This is a genomic window from Flavobacterium cyclinae (genome assembly GCF_021172145.1).
GTDB classification, from domain to species: Bacteria; Bacteroidota; Bacteroidia; order Flavobacteriales; family Flavobacteriaceae; genus Flavobacterium; species Flavobacterium cyclinae.
Window position 1 is genome coordinate 1,556,165 of sequence record NZ_CP089095.1, and the last position, 18,470, is coordinate 1,574,634.

The window sequence follows — 18,470 nt, forward strand, 5'->3', positions numbered from 1 at the left end:
ATCAAAAAAATACTGGATTTAATTTTACTGAACAGATAATGAAAAAATATAACGGATACATAAAGTTAGCAGCTATAACACTTCTAATTTTAGCTTTAAAGGAAATAGAACAATTGAATTTTACAGCTCAACAAATGAGTGAGTTTGACTTGCAACAATACAACATGAATTTTGAAGTAATAACAAATAGAATGTATGCCCAATTAGCAGTTATTTTAATTGCGTTACTAGTATTAATCCTTTCATTCCGTAAAAATTATGCAAAATAAAACTGCAATTAAAATAGGGTTTTTAATGATACTATTTTCCGTTTTAAACAGTATCATTCTTTCATTTACACTCATAATAGTTTTATTATGTTTAGCTTACGTAATCATAAATACCAAAATAGTAGAAAAACTTAAGCTAATCAGTAATACTGAAGAATCAGAAGATATTGATATTCTGTTTTCCAAAGGATTAAAAAGCTTCTTAATAATAAAACTTTCAATTACCATTTATCAAGTAATAAATACGCTAATAATACATTTCACAAAACTAAACATAAGTGATTCTAATGATGCATTACAAAAGTATATTTCTTATCATGTTATGGATATAGTGATTGCAATTATTGCTTATTTTTTAGTAATGAAACTATATGAAAATGGTAAAGCTAAATTCACCAATACATTAGTAAGCGCTATTTCATTCATAATTGCGTTTTATCTACTAAGTTTTAAAATTTCTAATTTAGTAATATTGAAAATAGAAGAAGTAACCTATGCAACAAAATTGTTATTATATTACTTTGGTTTAGTTACAATACTATTATTTTTATCCAATAAGATTTCCGTTTGGTTCGATAACTCAAATGATAATGAAAAACAATTAAGTACAGGAATTAAATTAACAGCAGCTGCTTTATTTGTATGCTTAGTATTCGATTTTGAAATGTTCAGTTACATGTTACATGATGGTTTTAACATGCTTGATTTCTTCTATTATACAATTACATTAATAGCTTTAGCTTCGTTTGTTTTTAATAAAAAACTGGCTAAAATTATTTTGAAGTAGTTGTAATTTATAATATTAAAATAGTTGTGTGCTCCATATATAAAAAATCAATTCCATGAAAATAATAATAATTTTAGCGACTTTTTTCTCCTCTGTAGTTTTTGCTCAAGAGCTTATAACAAAACGTAATTTTGAAAACATTCAATACGTTGAGGATATAGAATGGTATGGTGATGAGATCTATTGTTCAGGTTATACGTTTAATACAAAAATTAATGACGGTAATGCAACGGATGCTTACTTAATAAGATATGATAAAAATCTAAGTCCTTTATGGACTCTTAAAATTAGCGAAGAACACACCAATATTGTTTACTCGTTTAAAAGACATAAAAATAAAATTTATGCATTGGTAACTCAAGGAAATGTTAAGCCTTTAGAACAAGATGTTTTTATTAGTTTATTTATAATTAGTTTAGACGGAAAAATTGAAGACAGGATCAATTTGGGAAAAACATTTCATAGCCCATCGAATATTGAATTCGTAGGTGATGATTTAATTTTCGGGAATAAAGTTAGTGATGGTGTTAGATATTCTAGCAGCTCTCTATCTGAAATAATAAAATATAACATTAAAACTAAAAAAGTTTCAAGGCATAAAAGTAGCAGATACATGGCTAGACCAAAAAAGATAATAGTTGACAAATCAAATATCTTTTTGTTTGGAATTTATTTACACAAAAACCAACCCAATATTTTAGCTTACATAAATGGTAAATATTCTGAAATATCCTTAAATGTAAGTAAAGAAGAGTATTTTTTAGACAGCTACATTGACAATAACATCTTAACTGTTGTTTGTCTGTTTCCAGGAACATATCATGACAAGGAACAATATTTAAAAATTTATAGTTATAATATAGTAGATAAATCAATTAAGTCTAAGAAAATTTCATATGCTGAACTAGATTGGTCAGACCAAAAATTTGACACATTTACAACAAGTGAGGGGTCTTGGTTAATCATGCAAAACAATACAACTAAAGAATTAAATTTTGAATTATTTAATAAAGACTTAAAGAAAATTAAGACAATCAAATACGATTCAAATAATGGAAATGGCAACTGGGATAGATTTATTTTTAAAAATGGGTATTTATTAAATGCCAATACATATGGTATTATGTTATATAAAATGATTAACAAATAATTAGATGAAAATGAAAATGAAACTAAAACTAAAACTTTGCTTTGTATTTATTTTATTACACACACTTGTGAGTTCTCAAGAAAATGTAATCATTAATGATTTAAAATTTTATAACTATTCAGGTAATCCAAAAAAAGTTACAGAAATAATTACTTTTTCAAATCATGATATTGACAAAAGTATATCCTATTTTGATAAAGAAGGATTTTTAGTAAAAGTCGAATACTACAATTTAACCAAAAGTGAAGCTCCTAATAAAAGATTCTTAAATAAAGTTATTAATTATAATTCAAAGAATAAAGAGAAGCGTTATTTTACAAGTGTTTTAACAGATAAAAATAAAATTGAAGGAGAAGGATATTTTGAAAAAATTACAGATTCATTATACAAGAGAGTTTCAAAATTTAATGTTTACAATATATCGCTCAGTAAATTGATTTATTTTGATAAAAGCAACAAAATTATAAAGACAGAGGAAACCGGTAATTTTAGAGAAGCTAAAATTAATACTACTATTACTTATTCATATAATAATTCAGAAAAAGAAGGTATGGTTGTTGAAGATTTTATTAATAATACAAAAACAATTCTTTTTTATGACAACATAAAACTTGACCATAATTTTAATGCTGTCTACGAAGAATTATTTGATAATGGTGGAGTTCTTCAACAAAAAATAGAACGAGAATTTGAATACTATTAATTAGCAAGACTTCTGCGAATCGAAGTATGTCAAAAAAGTGGGTCAGGTGCTAATTTAGTTTAGACTTTTAATAATTACTTTTAACAAATCTCCCGCACGAATCCTTTCGCGTGGTTCTAATAAAAAAATCATTTTATTATATTTGATAAAAAATCAAATATAACTAGAAATTATGATCCTAACTGGCAAAAATGGATTGTTAGACAACGTTTATGTTTTTCAAAATTTTAAATTGTAAAACCAAGCGAAAGGATTCGCGCAGTAGCGAGGGGATAGCGGGGTTAGTAAAATTTAAAAATAGGTATAATATATTTTGCCATCTAAAATTATAATTTATGATTAATACTAAAGATTTATTAGGAATAGGAATTGTTATTCTAGTAGCTTTTCTAATTGTGAAATCTATTTCAAAATGTGTTACTGAAATTAGATGGAAGTTGGAAATTAAAAAAGAACCCAAAATTAAAAAACTCAGTTCTGTTGAAAAAGAAATAGCAAGCAAAGAATTACAAAAACAAATAATTGATTACAATAATAGATATTATGAGAAAATGTTTGAAGGTAAAGAATTTATTAATAAAAACACTACTACTTTGTCTAAATTCATAATCAACAGTGATATCAATAGTTATGACTTACATAAGTTAGCTCAATTGAACGGAATTAAAATTGAAATGTTCGAAGGATGGAATAATCTAGTTTTAGACTTAATGATAGAACTTGACAAGGTTGGTTGGAATAGAAAAGTATCTGCAATAAAAGAAAAATTTGGCGAATTGAGATTTTATGCTGGGCCAGATTATGAAGACATCATTGAAAAGTATACTGAAAAATCAAAAACTATTTGTGATGTATGTGGTAATTCAGGTGTTCACTTTAATAAAAACGGATGGGATTATACAAGATGTGATAAACATTAAAGTAATGCTCTCCCTTGCGAATCCTTTCGCGTACAATTTTAAACATCAAAATCATTTTGTCGAAAGGTTAATATAACTATTTTTTCAACATTACTATTTTCTAAAACAATACTTACTTAATTTTGTGGTATCATGAAGTTAAGAAGTTTACATACTACAACAATACTAGATTTTTACGCACCTGATTACTCAACAGAATTGGAGCTTCCTTTTGTTGATGTAGGTATTAGTGCCGGTTTTCCTTCTCCTGCAGATGACTTTATCGAATTAAGAATCGACTTGAACAAAGAATTGATAAAACATAAAGACAGTACATTCTTTGCGAAAGTAAAAGGTAATTCCATGAAAAACGCAGGTATTTTCGATGGTGATTTATTAATCATTGATAAGAGCTTAGAACCGCAAGATGGTAAAATTGCTATTTGTCAAATAGATGGAGATTTTACAGTTAAAAGAATCAAAATAGAAAACGAAGTAGTTTGGTTAATTGCCGAAAATGAAGACTACAAACCCATAAAAGTTACAGAAGAAAATGAACTAATGATTTGGGGAATCGTAATCCATAGCATTAAAACATTTTAGTTAGTTATGGATAGATTTAATTTAATTATCAATCATTTAGAAAGAATAAAATCCAAAACAGCTAGTAAAGAAGATTATAAATTTATTGAGGATATTATCAAAATAGAAGCAGCAAATTACAATACATTTTCAAAGCTTGTTTACGATATTTTTCTCTTTTTTATTCAGGATGTAAAAGATTCAAATTACACATTTGAGGCTTATAAATCTTGGTATATCAAAACGAAAGAATTAGAAATGTTTTGGGATGGTCGAGATAGTTATCTTATACTTTGGGATATTAGTAACGGAGATAGAAAAACTCTCAAAATAGAAAGTTCCGATATTACTAACTTTAAATTAATTGAAGAATACTTAGAAATTATTTCCAAAAACTGAACACTAGTAACTGAACACTGAACACTATATAAAATGTTTGCCTTAGTAGACTGCAACAACTTTTACGCCTCTTGTCAAAGAGTATTCGAACCACATTTAATTGGAAAACCTGTAGTAATACTTTCCAATAATGATGGTTGTGTTATTGCGCGTTCTAACGAAGCTAAAGCATTAGGCATTCCAATGGGAGCTCCTGCATTCGAATTCAAAAAACTATTCGAAGACAATAATGTATTTGTCTATTCTTCAAACTATGCCTTGTATGGTGACATGAGCAGCAGAGTAATGAACATCCTTGCAACCTACACACCGGAAATAGAAGTCTATAGTATTGACGAAGCTTTTCTAAAATTCGAAGGTTTTGAATTCTTTAACCTGGAAGAATACGGAATTAAAATTCAAAGAACCGTAACTAAAAATACAGGTATTCCAATCAGTGTAGGATTTGCACCAACAAAAGCACTAGCTAAAGTAGCCAATAAAATAGCAAAGAAGTTCCCTGAACGAACCAAAAGTGTCTATGTGATAGACAATGAAGAAAAGAGAATAAAAGCTCTTAAATGGACTAAAATTGAAGATGTTTGGGGTATTGGTAGAAAACACGCTAAACGCTTACAGGCAGTTAATGTTTTTAATGCCTATCAATTCACTCAATTACACGATGATTGGGTAAGAAAAGAAATGGCAGTTGTAGGACTGAGATTAAAACACGAATTGGAAGGAAAACCAACATTGGATTTAGAAACTCCAAAGAGTAAGAAAATGATTGCTACAACAAGATCATTTGAAAAACCAATGACAAAATTGGAAGATGTTTCAGAGCGTATTGCAACATTCACAACTTCCTGTTCCGAAAAACTAAGAAGACAAAACAGTCATAGCAACATGATAATGGTTTTTCTTCATACCAACTATTTCAGAAAGGACCAACCACAATACTCCAGAAGTATTGTAATCAACACCGATTTCCCAACAAACTCAACAATAGAGCTAAACAAGTATGCACAAATAGGGCTAAAAGCAATTTTCAAAGAAGGCTACAATTACAAAAAAGCAGGCGTAATAGTAATGGGTTTAACACCAAACGACCAAACTCAATTATCACTATTCAACACCTCAAATCCAAAGCATCAACCTTTAATGTCAGTAGTTGATAAACTTAATAGAGCATACGGCAAAAACAAAATCAAGTTCGCCAATCAATCCCTCGGCAGACAATGGAAAATGAAACAAGAAAAATTATCCAAATCATATACAACTAGAATTGATGAAATAATTACAATTAAAATATAAAAAAGTTGTATATATTTGATGATATTTACTAGTTGTGTGTAAGCTGAAAAAAAATACTGTATGATAAAAAACTATATTCATCTTAAGGATGTTAATAAAACAAAATTAAATTCTACAGTCACGGAATTGGTCGATTCAATGAAAATTGAACAGTCCGATATTTACAGTAACAATTCTGAAACTGAATTTATTGTAACCTTTCCGAGAGGTATCTCAAACGAACTTTTCATATTTTTTTATTGTGCGTTAATGGCACCTGATTTGACTAATTCTAGAAATCTGAATGGATGGTTCTCTGCTAATGATGATATGACTCTGAATTTAAAGAATGGAGATTTTAGCAAATTTCAATCTTCTCAGTACTCTAAGCTAATAATGATTTTGCCTGACGGAGATGATAAAGGAAATATGCATCAATATGGAATTACAGAAAACGGAAAAGAAATACATTTTGGGATGGACGGAACTTATAAGGTTATGGAGAGTACAGAATATAAATATCAAAATCCAATTTCAAATCTATATGACTTTGAGAAAATTAATAGTATTGAGCGGAAAAAAGGATTTTTAGAAAAATTGAAAGTTAAATTAGGAATATAAAAAGCCTACACACAACAATGTATAACCGCAATTACGGCCCCGCTCGTGCGCGAATCTTTTCGCGTTCTTAAATATTTTCCCACTGTCAGTTCGCCAATCAATCCCTTGGCAGACAATGGAAAATGAAACAAGAAAAACTATCAAAATCCTACACAACAAGAATTGATGAAATCATTACTATAAAAATTTAAAAAAGTTGTATATATTTGATGATATTTACTAGTTGGCAGAAATATTAAAACACGAAATGTGAAAAGAACAAATATAGAAGTTAAAAACCAATTTGATTTTTTCAATGAATTGGTTTACGAAGAAAAAATAATTCGTGAAAAATCGATAATTCTACAGCCAAAAAAGAGCAATATTTATTGGTCTGTTGGACAATCCGATATTCAACATAATACAATTAATGAAGAAATTGTATTTATGATTGAACAAAGTAAAAGAGACAATAAATATGGTATAAAGCTTCGTTGTCAAAATTTCATCAAAGAGCCTTTCTTTAGATTTGACTCTGATGGTCCTGCTCACAGAAATGAAAATCCGAAAATTCCTCTTGAAGAACAATCAGTCAAAACACCACATTTTAATTCGTTTGACGAGAATGGAAATTACATAGCATACCAAAACGAAACTTTAAAAAATGAAAATGAAGCTCAAATTATAGCAAATGATATAAATTTTGGTATTTCATTATTTTGTATGGAAACAAATTCAAAGTTAAGTGATAGAAATTTTCCGAATATAATTGATTCAATTCAAGAATTAGAATTTGTAGAAAAAAATAATATTAACTTTGACAATATTAATTTTGAATAATGGAAAATAAAATAGTCATAGAGCAAATAAAAAAATCTTTTTGCAACTTAACAAGTTTCAAAGAAAGAGAAAATGCTCTTGAAATAATAACTGCATTTTCAACAATTAATAACAAATTTGTTTCAGTTTTTATAACATTCACAAATCAGAAAATTGTTATAACTGATAGTGGTTGGATAGACCAAAACTATTATGAAACTCCTTATTTTGAAGAATCAGAAGATTTAATACGCAGAATAATTGCTTCTTATGCTTCAAATTTTAGAATAAAATCTACGCTTGATAAATCAGGCGTCGAATTCTATTACAAAATTTGTGAGAAAATAGAAGAAATTCCAAGTGCAGTTTTTGATTTAGCTAATTTTATTGTCGGTGCTGTCAATTCGTTTTGCATACAATACAAAGACGAAAAAGAAGAAAAAGAAAGAGAAACTTTTAGAAGTGACGCAAATACATTTTTAAAAATAAGCTATAATGAAGATGTAAAATTGAGACATTTTTTAGATGACTTCAAAAACATTAAGTTTAATGCAATTATAACAAGAAAATCAAAATTGAATTTGATAACTTATGTTACAGGCTCAACACCAAATTATTTTGAAAACGACCTAAGAAAATCAATTGTTAACTTTGAGATTGCGCAGAAATCAAAATATTTAGATTATATCGATGAAAGAATCACAATAATAAATGATAAATCTGAAGGATATTCTCCAGAAAAGTCTTCATCAATATTTCAGCTTTTAAATGAAAAAACAACACGTGAACCAATTAAATGGTCTGAAAAAGAACGAATTTTGGAATACATATAAAATACTTCTGCCAACACACGTTTGGCGCAATTGCGAATTTTTCGGTAAATTCACGATTACATTTCGCAAGAAATTTTATCTTTAACAGAAAATAATCAGTTCCGAAGTTCGCAACTGACGCCAAGCGTGGGAACGTTAGCAGCAAGTTGACAAGAAACCCGAATCAAATACACGAAATGAAAATAACAGATGGATTCAATTTTGGGATATCAACTTATTTTTAAAATAATAGCTCAATTTGTAATTATTTTTATTTTTTGTAAAAATATACTACTTTTACAACGATGAAAATCTTAAACATCATATTATCAATATATATAATTATGCTTACTGCCTATCCTTGTGCAGATGAGCATAATGATGTTACTACTATTTCATCGCATTCACAAGCTCACTCACAACACAATCATTCGCACGATGAAGAAACAGATTTATGTTCTCCCTTTTGTGTTTGCAATTGTTGTGGTCAACAAACATTAACTTTTTTTGAAGTTCAATCTTTTCAATTCTTAGTTCGATTTCAAGAAATAAAAACTTCTATTTCTTTTTATAAGTCAACTTCGTTTTCAAATTTCTACGGAAGCATTTGGCAACCACCACAGTTAGTGTAATGAAGCCCGATTAATTTCGGGTTAATAAGTTGTGTCTTTTAAGCAACTAAAAAAAATAACAGTTCTCTGTTTATTAATTCATTACACAAAATAAAATGTTAGATAAAATCATTCATTTTAGTATCAATAATAAATTTATTATTGGTCTTTTTACTCTCGTATTAGTCATTGTAGGCAGTTATTCGTTATATAATTTGCCAATAGATGCTTTACCAGACATTACAAATAATCAAGTACAGATAATTACAAGTTCACCTACTTTAGCAACTCAAGAAGTAGAGCAGTTTATAACATATCCAATAGAGCAATCAGTTAAATCAATTCCTAATGTTGTGGAGCTTCGTTCCATAAGTCGTTTTGGTCTAAGTGTGGTTACCGTTGTTTTTGAAGAAGATGTCGATATTTATTGGGCAAGAGCACAAATAACAGAACGTATTAAAGAAGCAGAAAATACCATACCAAAAGGTGTTGGAACTCCTGAAATGGCTCCAGTAAGTACAGGTTTAGGCGAAATATACCAATATGTAGTATATCCCAAAAAAGGGTACGAAGAAAAATACAACGCTACTGATTTAAGAACCATTCAAGATTGGATAATAAAGCCCCAATTAATTGGTACAAAAGGTGTAGCTGAAGTAAATACTTTAGGTGGAAACTTAAAACAATATGAAATAGCTGTGGTTCCAGACAAGCTAAGAAGTATGAATACAACCATCACTGAAATATTTGAAGCATTAGAAAATAATAATGAAAATACAGGTGGTGCATACATAGATAAAAAACCTTATGCTTATTTTATTAGAGGTGTCGGAATGGTTAGCAGCATCGACGATATAAATAAAATAGTGGTTAAAAATCAAAACGGAATACCTATTCTTATTCGTGATGTAGCCAATGTTCAAATAGGTAGTAGTATCAGATATGGAGCAGTAACCAAAGACGGAAATGGCGAAGAAGTTTCGGGAATGGTTATGATGCTTAAAGGTGAGAACAGTGGTGAAGTAGTTAAGGTGGTTAAAGACAAAATGGAACAAATCAAAAAATCACTGCCGGAAGGGGTAGAAATTGAGGCGTTTATGGACAGAACCGTTTTAGTAAACAAAGCTATAAGTACAGTTCAAACTAATTTAATTGAAGGAGCATTAATAGTTATTTTCATTTTAGTATTACTTCTTGGTAATTGGAGAGCAGGTTTAGTGGTTGCTTCGGTTATTCCATTAGCTTTATTATTTGCCATTTCTATGATGAAACTTTTTGGAGTTAGTGGTAATTTAATGAGTTTAGGTGCTATCGATTTTGGGCTAATTGTAGATGGTGCGGTTATCATTGTAGAAGCGATAATACACCGACTCCAAGTTAGTAATAAAGGCAAACTCACCACTCAAGAAATGAATGACGAAGTATATCAAGCATCATCAAAAATTAGAAGTAGTGCGGCTTTTGGAGAAATAATAATCTTAATTGTTTATCTTCCTATCTTAGCTTTAGTAGGTATCGAAGGAAAAATGTTTGGTCCAATGGCACAAACGGTTTCTTTTGCCATATTAGGAGCATTTATATTGTCTTTAACGTACGTCCCTATGATGTCGGCTTTGGCATTAAAAAAACAAACAGGACATAAAAAGAATTTTAGCGATAAAATTATTGATGCCATCTATAATTTTTACACTCCAATTTTAGAAAAAGCACTACAGGTTAAAGCAGCAATTATTGCGGTTGCCATTGGTTTATTTGTTGCAAGTTTATTTCTTTTCAATTCGTTGGGTGGTGAATTCATTCCTACATTAGATGAAGGTGATATTGCAACGCATTTAATCATAGCTTCCGGTAGTTCATTATCTCAAGAAGTGGAAGCAACTACAAAAGCAGAACAAATTTTAAGAGCAAAATTTCCAGAAATTAAAATGATTGTAACCAAAATTGGCTCAGCTGAAATTCCTACTGATCCAATGCCTATTGAAGCAGGAGATATGATTATTCTCTTGAAGGATAAAAGTGAATGGACTTCCGCAGAAACTAAAGAGGAACTAATGGAAAAAATGGAACATGCTTTGTCAGATATTCCAGGTGCGTTTACGGAGTTTTCCCAACCTATTCAAATGCGTTTTAATGAGTTAATGACTGGTGTAAGAAGTGATGTCGCCGTTAAAATTTTTGGTGATGATATTGATATGTTAGTTAGCAAAGGCGAGGAAGTTGTGCAATTAATTAATGGTATTGAAGGTGTTTCAGATGCTAAAGCAGAACGAGTTGCAGGTTTGCCACAAATAACAATTAGATACAATAAAGATAAATTAGCATTGTATGGTTTAAAAATTGGCGACTTGAATAAAGTAGTTCGTATGGGATTTGCAGGTGAAACAGCAGGTGTTGTCTATGAAGGAGAAAAACGTTTCGATTTAGTAGTGCGTTTAGCAAATGATAGCCGAAAAGATATTGAAAACTTAAAGGCGTTATTTGTAACATTACCATCAGGCAATCAAATTCCGTTAGAACAAATTGCTGATGTAAAGTATGAAGATGGACCAATGCAAATTTCTCGTGAAAATGGAAAACGTAGAATCGTAGTAGGTTTCAATGTTCGTGGTGCTGATGTAAAAACAGTGGTAGAAACCATTCAAGCTAAATTAGACGATAAACTAAAATTACCTGAAGGATATTACACTACTTATGGCGGACAATTTGAAAATCTTATCGAAGCAAACAAACGACTTTCTGTTGCTGTTCCGGTAGCATTAGGTTTAATTTTAGTCCTACTTTATTTTACATTCAAATCAATTAAACAATCGTTATTAATATTTACAGCAATTCCATTATCTGCTATTGGAGGTATTGTTGCGTTATGGTTACGCGATATGCCGTTTAGTATTTCCGCAGGTGTCGGATTTATTGCTCTTTTTGGTGTAGCGGTATTAAACGGAATTGTTTTAATTGGTTATTTTAATGAACTTAAAAAACAAGGTATGGATAATGTATATGACCGAATAAAAGAAGGAACTAAAGTACGTTTAAGACCTGTTATATTAACTGCTGCTGTAGCTTCACTTGGGTTTTTGCCAATGGCAATAAGTAGTAGTGCTGGTGCCGAAGTTCAAAAACCTTTAGCTACAGTAGTAATAGGTGGTTTAATAACTGCTACTTTACTAACATTAATAGTTTTACCAATTCTGTATTTATATTTTGAAAAAGGAATAAAAATCAAAAGAAAAACCATGAAAAATTCAGCTATGCTACTTGCATTTTTATTTAGTTCATTAGCAATCAATGCACAAGAAAAGCAAAAGTTAAGTTTAAATGAAGCATTAGAAATGGGGCTAAAAAACAACTTAAACATTCAAGCGGTTACCTTAGAAACTAAAATGCAATCACAATTAGTTAAGACTGCATTCGAATTGCCTAAAACAGAAATTTCAGGAACTTTTGGACAAATAAATTCGCAAGCTCAAGATAAAAATTTTCAAATTAGTCAGAGTTTCAATCCTTTTCAAATAAGTGCAAAAAGAAAATTGTTGCAAGAAAATAGTTCGGCTAGTCTAAATAAATTAAGTGTATCAAAGCAAGAAATAACATTTTCTATTCGTCAATCTTGGAATACCATTCTATACTTTGAAAAGCAAAATGCATTATTAGAAAAGCAAAATGAACTAATGCAAAAATTTGTAAAATCAGCAACATTAAAGTTTCAAACAGGTGAAACTAGTGCTTTAGAAAAAACAATTGCAGTAGCTAAACAACAAGAATTAGAACAAAAAATAAAACAATTCAAAACGCAAATTGCTATCGAAAAATCTAAACTTAAAACACTTTTAGATTTAGAAAATGATATTGAAATTTCGGATACAACTTTTGTGCCTATGCCTTTTATTGCAAAAATGGATAGCACATTAGTGAAACAAAATCCGGTAGTTCAGTTAGCTAATCAACAAGTAAAAATAGCACAAGCCAATCATAAATTAGAAAAATCAAATTTATTTCCAGAGTTTTCAGTAGGCTACTTTTTGCAATCCATAACAGGGAATCAAGAAGTAGATGGTGTAACGAAATATTATGATAATTCACCACAATTTCAAGGTTTTTCTGTTGGACTTTCAGTACCTATATTTATGGGTAGTACTATTAAAAAAAGTAAAGCAGCACAAACAAATATAGAAATGGAGCAAAAAAATGCTAACTATATAAACCAGCAATTTAAAAGTCATTTAGAGCAGCAAATGGAGCAACTTACAACCTATCAATCATTGATAGATTATTATAAAAATACAGCGATTCCTAATGCTGATTTAATAATTAAAAATGCTACAAAAAGTTATCAAAATGGAGATATTTCGTATGTAGAATATGTACAAGGTATTGAAACGGCTACCGAAATACTAACCAATTATAATGAAGCTATAAATAACTTTAATCAAACTATAATAGCTATACAATATACTATCAATCAATAACATAAACAGAAATGAAGAAATCAAATATCATATATGCATCAATAGTTGGAGCAATAATCCTTGCTATTATTTTATATTTTTCTTTGCGTCATACGGAAGGTGATGGACATGACCATGCTGATGGCGAAACACATACAGAAGAAAGTCATTCAGATGAAAAAGAGCCTACAGCTATAAAAGAAGTAGAACTAAACGAAGCACAGTTTAAAGCATCAAGTATCGAATTAGGTACTTTTTCAGATAAAAATTTAAGCGAAGTAATAAGTGTTAATGGCTATACCAAGTTACCACCACAAAATCAAGCCGATGTTTCTGTTTATACTTCAGGAATTGTAAAAACTATTAATGTGTCAGAAGGACAATATGTAAGCAAAGGGCAAACCATTGCAACTATTGAAAGTCCAGAATTTACTAAATTGCAAGAAGCCTATTTAACTTCAAAGAGCAATTTGGAGTTTTTAAAATTAGAATTTGAAAGACAAAAAACATTAAGCGATGAAGAAGTAAATTCTAAAAAAACGTTTCAAAAAACAAAGGCAGAATACGAAATTGAAAGTGCACGATTTAATTCGCTGCAAAAACAATTAAATACTTTAAACATTAGTGGTAATGGAAACGCAACAGCAACCGTTCCTGTGCTTGCTCCAATTTCTGGAAACTTAACCGAAATTTATATTAAAATTGGAAGTAATGTAGAAGCAGGTAAACCACTAATGAATATTGTGGATAATTCAAAAATGCACGTAGATTTATTAGTCTATGAAAAAGATTTATTTAAAGTAAAAATTGGTCAAAATGTACGTTTTGTTTTAGTGAATCAAGATAATTCGGAGGTAAAAGGAAAAATATTTAGTGTGGGTAAATCTTTTGAAAACGATACAAAATCAGTAGCTGTACATGCAAATATTTCAAACAACCAACAAAAATTAATACCAGGAATGTATGTAAATGCGCTTATAGATGTAGGTTCAAATAACGTAAAAGCATTACCAAATGAAGCTATTATTAAGGCTGATGGACGCGAGTTTATTTTTGTTTTAGAAGAAGGACATAAAAAAGAAGCTCACGATGAAAAAGAAGGGCATAATCATGAAGACGGACACGAACACGAAGAAACAGAAGGTAAAACATTCCATTTTCAACGTATTGAGATAAAATCAGGTACCACGCAATTAGGATATACACAAGTTACTTTATTACAAAAAATCGATGCTAATGCAAAGATTGTTTTAAAAGGAGCGTATTACATTCAAAGCCATTTAATTAAAAACGAAGGTGGTGGTGGTCATGAACATTAATATTTTTAAATAACAATTAATATAAATAAACTAAATTATCATGAAAAAATCAATTGTAATTATGGCACTTGCCATTGCTTTAGGTACAACGGTTTCTTGTAATAAAAAAGAAGAAACTACAAAAACAGCAACAGAACACGAAGGACACAATCATAAAGAGGGTGAAGAGCATAAAGTAGCTTATGAATGCCCAATGGATTGTGAAAAAGGTAAAACTTATGATGAAAAAGGAACTTGTCCTGTTTGTAAAATGGAATTAATAGAAGCGAAAGCTGAAAACCACGAAGGTCATGATCATGCAACTGAAAACCATGAAGGACACGACCATTCTGAAGAAAACCATGAAGGACATAATCATTAATATTTGAAATATTAAATCTATGAAAATAAAATCTAACATAGATAAATTGGGGACAATAGGGCTTTTTATTACAGCCTTTTTCTCGCCTTGTTGTTTTCCATTATTTGCTTTTGGAGCATCTGCACTTGGATTAGGAAGTTTTGAGCTTTTTGGAGGTTGGACAATGTGGGTATTTATGATAATGGTAGCTATTTCTTTAATAGGATTTTACATTTCTTATACAAAACATAATTGTATGTATCCTTTAATTATTGCAATTCCAAGTGGTGGGTTAATCTTTTACGGTTTCTTTGCTAATAATTACATATCACTTATTTATATAGGAATGTTCGGAATTTTAGTGGCTACAATTGTAAATTATTATCAAAATAAAATACAAAAAAACTGTAAAACATGTACAATTTATGAAGGCAAAACAGTCGAATTAAAATCAACTTTAACTTGTCCAAATTGTGGTCATAAAAAAGACGAGTTAATGCCAACAGATGCTTGTCAGTACTTTTACGAATGTGTAAAATGCAAAAAAGTACTCAAGCCATTAGGAGGTGATTGTTGTGTTTATTGTAGTTATGGTTCTGTAAAATGTCCACCTATTCAAGCAGAAATAAAATGTTGTTAAAATATAATAAAAATAATCAAAAAATAAATAAAACATGAAAAATTCAGTATTAAAATCTATCGTATTAGTTGTATCAATATTTTTCTTTTCAAATTTTACTTCAGCTCAAAAAACAACCCAAAAAGCAGTTATCAAAACTTTCTTACATTGAGACCATTGTAAAGAATGTGAAACCTTCGGTCAAAAATTCAAAACAGAAATGCTTAAAATAAAAGGTGTAAAAATGTATGAGTTAGATGATGAAGCTATGACTTTTACAATTTATTATAATTCAAAGAAAACTACTTTACAAGCAATTAAAGAGGGTATTTCTAAATTAGGATATGATGCAGATGAAGTAAAAGCTGACCCAGAAGCTTATAAAAGTTTAGACGGTTGTTGTAAGGCATAAGTATGAAGCTTTATATTAAAATGCCAAATAAACTTATTCCTTTTTATCAAAAAGAGTTAGAAATGGTTAAAGACAATTTAAAGCAAGATAATTTGCAAAATGCTTGGCTTCATTTAGAGAGAGCACACATCATCGGACAAAAATATCCTTATGAGCATTCCTTTGTTCATTGGAAAATGTTACAATTTGGTATTAAAATAAAAAGCACTAAAGAAGTAGTTGGTCAAATACCAAGATTATTGGTAGGTGGAGTAAAATCATTTGTTGGTCATATTCCAGTAGGTAATACAGGTGGTGCGAATGTACCACCTTTAAAAACAATGGAAATACCAGAGGATATTCAAGAAATTTTAAAGTTGAACGCTTAATTTATATAGTATGGAACATAAACACATTTATGACAAAGATGGAAAACAAATTTGTTGTTCATTAGAAGATAAGATTAATAATGATAGTGAACATCATTCTGATGGTGATGGTCACGACCACGACCATTCTAACCAAGAAAAATCTACGTTTCAAATGTTTTTGCCAGCAATTATGAGCTTGGTGTTATTGATGTTTGCCATTGGATTGGATAACTATTTTACCCCATCTTGGTTTACAGGTTATATTAGAATAGGTTGGTATATTTTAGCGTACATTCCAGTTGGTTTTCCTGTTATAAAAGATGCATTTGAAAGCATCAAAAAGGGCGATATTTTTTCAGAATTTCTATTAATGAGTATTGCTACAATTGGTGCTTTTGCAATTGCCGAATTTCCCGAAGGTGTAGCAGTAATGTTATTTTATGCCATTGGCGAAATCTTTCAAGCATTAGCCGTAAAAAGAGCTAAAGCCAATATCAAAACCTTACTCGACCAACGACCAGACGAAGTAACTATTCTCGAAAATAATGTTGCTAAAACAATCAAAGCATCAAATGCAAAGATTGGAGATATTATTCAATTAAAAGCAGGTGAAAAATTAGGATTAGATGGCGAATTACTTTCAGATACTGCTTCTTTCAATACGGCTGCATTAACAGGAGAAAGTAAACCAGACACAAAAGCAAAAGGCGAAACTGTTTTAGCAGGAATGATAAACTTAAATTCGGTTTGTCAAGTAAAAGTGACTGTTGCTTACACCGATAGTAAATTGTCAAAAATTCTCGAAATGGTGCAAGATGCTACTGCCAAAAAAGCACCAACCGAATTATTTATCAGAAAGTTTGCCAAAATATATACACCAATTGTAGTTGCTTTAGCTATCGCAATATGTGTTGTACCGATGTTATTTGTAGAAAATTACCAGTTTAGAGATTGGTTGTATCGAGCTTTAGTTTTCTTAGTTATTTCATGTCCTTGTGCATTAGTTATAAGTATTCCTTTAGGATATTTTGGTGGAATTGGAGCAGCTTCTAAAAACGGAATTCTTTTCAAAGGAAGTAACTTCCTTGATGTTATGGCTTCGGTTCAAAATGTTGTAATGGATAAAACAGGTACAATGACGGAAGGAGTTTTTAAAGTGCAAGAAGTTATTTTTAATTCCGATTTCAACAAAGATGAAATCTTACAATTGGTAAATGCTTTAGAAAGTCAAAGTACACACCCTGTAGCAACTGCCATTCATCAATTTGTTGGAAATATTGATAGTACTATAACACTAAAAGATGTAGAAGAAATATCAGGACACGGATTAAAAGCCTATGTAAATAGTAAAGAATTATTAGTGGGTAATTTCAAACTAATGGACAAATTCTCTATTTCGTATGATATTGATCCATCAAGTATCGTTTATACATTAATTGCTGTAGCTTACGATAAAAAATTTGTTGGATATTTAACCATTGCAGATAGTATCAAAGAAGATGCACAAATCACAATTGATAAATTAAAAGCATTAGGAGTAAAAACCACAATGTTAAGTGGTGATAAAACCACAGTTGTCCAGTTTGTAGCTCAAAAACTCGGAATCACTAATGCTTTTGGAGATTTATTACCCGAAGATAAAGTAAATAAAGTAAAAGAAATCATTGCAAAAAAAGAAACAGTTGCTTTTGTTGGCGATGGTGTAAACGATGCACCAGTGGTCGCATTAAGTAATGTCGGAATAGCAATGGGTGGTTTAGGAAGCGATGCCACCATAGAAACCGCTGATGTTGTCATTCAAGATGATAAACCAAGTAAAATTCCAATGGCTATAAATATAGGCAAGCAAACCAAGAAAATTGTTTGGCAGAATATCATTTTAGCATTTGGTGTTAAAGCAATAGTTTTAATCCTCGGTGCAGGTGGATTAGCCACCATGTGGGAAGCCGTTTTTGCAGATGTCGGTGTGGCGTTATTAGCTATTTTAAATGCGGTTAGAATACAAAGGATGAAGTTTTAAAGTTAATTATATAGTTATAAAAAGATGTTTACTAATTTAAGTAAGCATCTTTTTTTTGTATA

At 30.0% G+C, this 18,470-nt stretch carries 20 protein-coding genes and 1 pseudogene; all 21 read left to right on the top strand.

Annotation, left to right across the window (positions count from 1 at the left end):
- Nucleotides 1-38 precede the first annotated feature (38 nt).
- A complete protein-coding gene (locus LOS86_RS07230; protein WP_231841431.1) occupies nt 39-269 on the top strand; it encodes a hypothetical protein in 231 nt (76 codons plus the stop codon).
- Complete coding sequence (locus tag LOS86_RS07235) at nt 259-1,056, top strand: hypothetical protein (RefSeq protein ID WP_231841433.1); 798 nt, start codon at nt 259-261, stop codon at nt 1,054-1,056. The genes LOS86_RS07230 and LOS86_RS07235 overlap by 11 nt, the downstream gene beginning before the upstream one ends.
- A 55-nt stretch (nt 1,057-1,111) precedes the next feature.
- A complete protein-coding gene (locus LOS86_RS07240) occupies nt 1,112-2,206 on the top strand; it encodes a hypothetical protein (RefSeq protein ID WP_231841435.1) in 1,095 nt (364 codons plus the stop codon).
- Nucleotides 2,207-2,222: 16 nt separating this feature from the next.
- Nucleotides 2,223-2,909, top strand: coding sequence for a hypothetical protein (locus tag LOS86_RS07245; protein ID WP_231841437.1), 687 nt, complete (start codon nt 2,223-2,225; stop codon nt 2,907-2,909).
- A gap of 335 nt (nt 2,910-3,244) precedes the next feature.
- Nucleotides 3,245-3,829, top strand: a complete 585-nt coding sequence (locus LOS86_RS07250) for a hypothetical protein (protein WP_231841439.1) — start codon at nt 3,245-3,247, stop codon at nt 3,827-3,829.
- 132 nt (nt 3,830-3,961) lie between these two features.
- Nucleotides 3,962-4,411, top strand: a complete 450-nt coding sequence (locus tag LOS86_RS07255) for a LexA family protein (RefSeq protein ID WP_231841441.1) — start codon at nt 3,962-3,964, stop codon at nt 4,409-4,411.
- Between the two features lie 6 nt (nt 4,412-4,417).
- Nucleotides 4,418-4,789, top strand: coding sequence for a hypothetical protein (locus tag LOS86_RS07260; protein WP_231841442.1), 372 nt, complete (start codon nt 4,418-4,420; stop codon nt 4,787-4,789).
- 33 nt (nt 4,790-4,822) lie between these two features.
- Complete coding sequence (locus LOS86_RS07265; protein ID WP_231841444.1) at nt 4,823-6,082, top strand: Y-family DNA polymerase; 1,260 nt, start codon at nt 4,823-4,825, stop codon at nt 6,080-6,082.
- 138 nt (nt 6,083-6,220) lie between these two features.
- The gene (locus LOS86_RS07270) at nt 6,221-6,682 is read left to right on the top strand and encodes a hypothetical protein (protein ID WP_231841446.1); all 462 of its coding nucleotides are present in this window, start codon (nt 6,221-6,223) and stop codon (nt 6,680-6,682) included.
- A 122-nt stretch (nt 6,683-6,804) separates the two neighbouring features.
- The gene (locus tag LOS86_RS07275; RefSeq protein ID WP_231843922.1) at nt 6,805-6,873 is read left to right on the top strand and encodes a DUF4113 domain-containing protein; all 69 of its coding nucleotides are present in this window, start codon (nt 6,805-6,807) and stop codon (nt 6,871-6,873) included.
- A gap of 58 nt (nt 6,874-6,931) precedes the next feature.
- Nucleotides 6,932-7,501 (top strand): hypothetical protein, encoded by a 570-nt coding sequence (locus tag LOS86_RS07280; protein ID WP_231841448.1) that lies wholly within the window; start codon nt 6,932-6,934, stop codon nt 7,499-7,501.
- Nucleotides 7,501-8,313 (top strand): hypothetical protein, encoded by an 813-nt coding sequence (locus LOS86_RS07285; RefSeq protein WP_231841450.1) that lies wholly within the window; start codon nt 7,501-7,503, stop codon nt 8,311-8,313. The genes LOS86_RS07280 and LOS86_RS07285 overlap by 1 nt, the downstream gene beginning before the upstream one ends.
- A 323-nt stretch (nt 8,314-8,636) precedes the next feature.
- Nucleotides 8,637-8,924: a hypothetical protein gene (locus tag LOS86_RS07290; protein ID WP_231841451.1), complete on the top strand. Its 288-nt coding sequence runs from the start codon at nt 8,637-8,639 to the stop codon at nt 8,922-8,924.
- 95 nt (nt 8,925-9,019) lie between these two features.
- Nucleotides 9,020-13,369, top strand: coding sequence for a CusA/CzcA family heavy metal efflux RND transporter (locus LOS86_RS07295; protein WP_231841452.1), 4,350 nt, complete (start codon nt 9,020-9,022; stop codon nt 13,367-13,369).
- An 11-nt stretch (nt 13,370-13,380) separates the two neighbouring features.
- The gene (locus LOS86_RS07300) at nt 13,381-14,667 is read left to right on the top strand and encodes an efflux RND transporter periplasmic adaptor subunit (RefSeq protein ID WP_231841453.1); all 1,287 of its coding nucleotides are present in this window, start codon (nt 13,381-13,383) and stop codon (nt 14,665-14,667) included.
- Nucleotides 14,668-14,707: 40 nt separating this feature from the next.
- Complete coding sequence (locus LOS86_RS07305; RefSeq protein WP_231841454.1) at nt 14,708-15,028, top strand: heavy metal-binding domain-containing protein; 321 nt, start codon at nt 14,708-14,710, stop codon at nt 15,026-15,028.
- 19 nt (nt 15,029-15,047) lie between these two features.
- Nucleotides 15,048-15,329: pseudogene (locus LOS86_RS07310) on the top strand (MerC domain-containing protein); the annotation flags it as partial.
- 99 nt (nt 15,330-15,428) lie between these two features.
- Nucleotides 15,429-15,647, top strand: a complete 219-nt coding sequence (locus LOS86_RS07315; RefSeq protein ID WP_231843923.1) for a GDCCVxC domain-containing (seleno)protein — start codon at nt 15,429-15,431, stop codon at nt 15,645-15,647.
- Nucleotides 15,648-15,846: 199 nt separating this feature from the next.
- Nucleotides 15,847-16,038: a hypothetical protein gene (locus tag LOS86_RS07320; RefSeq protein WP_231841455.1), complete on the top strand. Its 192-nt coding sequence runs from the start codon at nt 15,847-15,849 to the stop codon at nt 16,036-16,038.
- Nucleotides 16,039-16,040: 2 nt separating this feature from the next.
- The gene (locus LOS86_RS07325) at nt 16,041-16,406 is read left to right on the top strand and encodes a DUF3703 domain-containing protein (RefSeq protein ID WP_231841456.1); all 366 of its coding nucleotides are present in this window, start codon (nt 16,041-16,043) and stop codon (nt 16,404-16,406) included.
- A gap of 10 nt (nt 16,407-16,416) precedes the next feature.
- Entirely contained in the window at nt 16,417-18,408 is a 1,992-nt protein-coding gene (locus LOS86_RS07330) for a heavy metal translocating P-type ATPase (protein ID WP_231841457.1), read from the top strand.
- Nucleotides 18,409-18,470: the final 62 nt, after the last annotated feature.

Bases quoted from the DNA above. Each gene is read 5' to 3' on its own strand.
- LOS86_RS07230 (WP_231841431.1), top strand. From the start codon at position 39: ATGAAAAAATATAACGGATACATAAAGTTAGCAGCTATAACACTTCTA.
- LOS86_RS07235 (WP_231841433.1), top strand. From the start codon at position 259: ATGCAAAATAAAACTGCAATTAAAATAGGGTTTTTAATGATACTATTT.
- LOS86_RS07240 (WP_231841435.1), top strand. From the start codon at position 1,112: ATGAAAATAATAATAATTTTAGCGACTTTTTTCTCCTCTGTAGTTTTT.
- LOS86_RS07245 (WP_231841437.1), top strand. From the start codon at position 2,223: ATGAAACTAAAACTAAAACTTTGCTTTGTATTTATTTTATTACACACA.
- LOS86_RS07250 (WP_231841439.1), top strand. From the start codon at position 3,245: ATGATTAATACTAAAGATTTATTAGGAATAGGAATTGTTATTCTAGTA.
- LOS86_RS07255 (WP_231841441.1), top strand. From the start codon at position 3,962: ATGAAGTTAAGAAGTTTACATACTACAACAATACTAGATTTTTACGCA.
- LOS86_RS07260 (WP_231841442.1), top strand. From the start codon at position 4,418: ATGGATAGATTTAATTTAATTATCAATCATTTAGAAAGAATAAAATCC.
- LOS86_RS07265 (WP_231841444.1), top strand. From the start codon at position 4,823: ATGTTTGCCTTAGTAGACTGCAACAACTTTTACGCCTCTTGTCAAAGA.
- LOS86_RS07270 (WP_231841446.1), top strand. From the start codon at position 6,221: ATGAAAATTGAACAGTCCGATATTTACAGTAACAATTCTGAAACTGAA.
- LOS86_RS07285 (WP_231841450.1), top strand. From the start codon at position 7,501: ATGGAAAATAAAATAGTCATAGAGCAAATAAAAAAATCTTTTTGCAAC.
- LOS86_RS07290 (WP_231841451.1), top strand. From the start codon at position 8,637: ATGCTTACTGCCTATCCTTGTGCAGATGAGCATAATGATGTTACTACT.
- LOS86_RS07295 (WP_231841452.1), top strand. From the start codon at position 9,020: ATGTTAGATAAAATCATTCATTTTAGTATCAATAATAAATTTATTATT.
- LOS86_RS07300 (WP_231841453.1), top strand. From the start codon at position 13,381: ATGAAGAAATCAAATATCATATATGCATCAATAGTTGGAGCAATAATC.
- LOS86_RS07305 (WP_231841454.1), top strand. From the start codon at position 14,708: ATGAAAAAATCAATTGTAATTATGGCACTTGCCATTGCTTTAGGTACA.
- LOS86_RS07320 (WP_231841455.1), top strand. From the start codon at position 15,847: ATGCTTAAAATAAAAGGTGTAAAAATGTATGAGTTAGATGATGAAGCT.
- LOS86_RS07325 (WP_231841456.1), top strand. From the start codon at position 16,041: ATGAAGCTTTATATTAAAATGCCAAATAAACTTATTCCTTTTTATCAA.
- LOS86_RS07330 (WP_231841457.1), top strand. From the start codon at position 16,417: ATGGAACATAAACACATTTATGACAAAGATGGAAAACAAATTTGTTGT.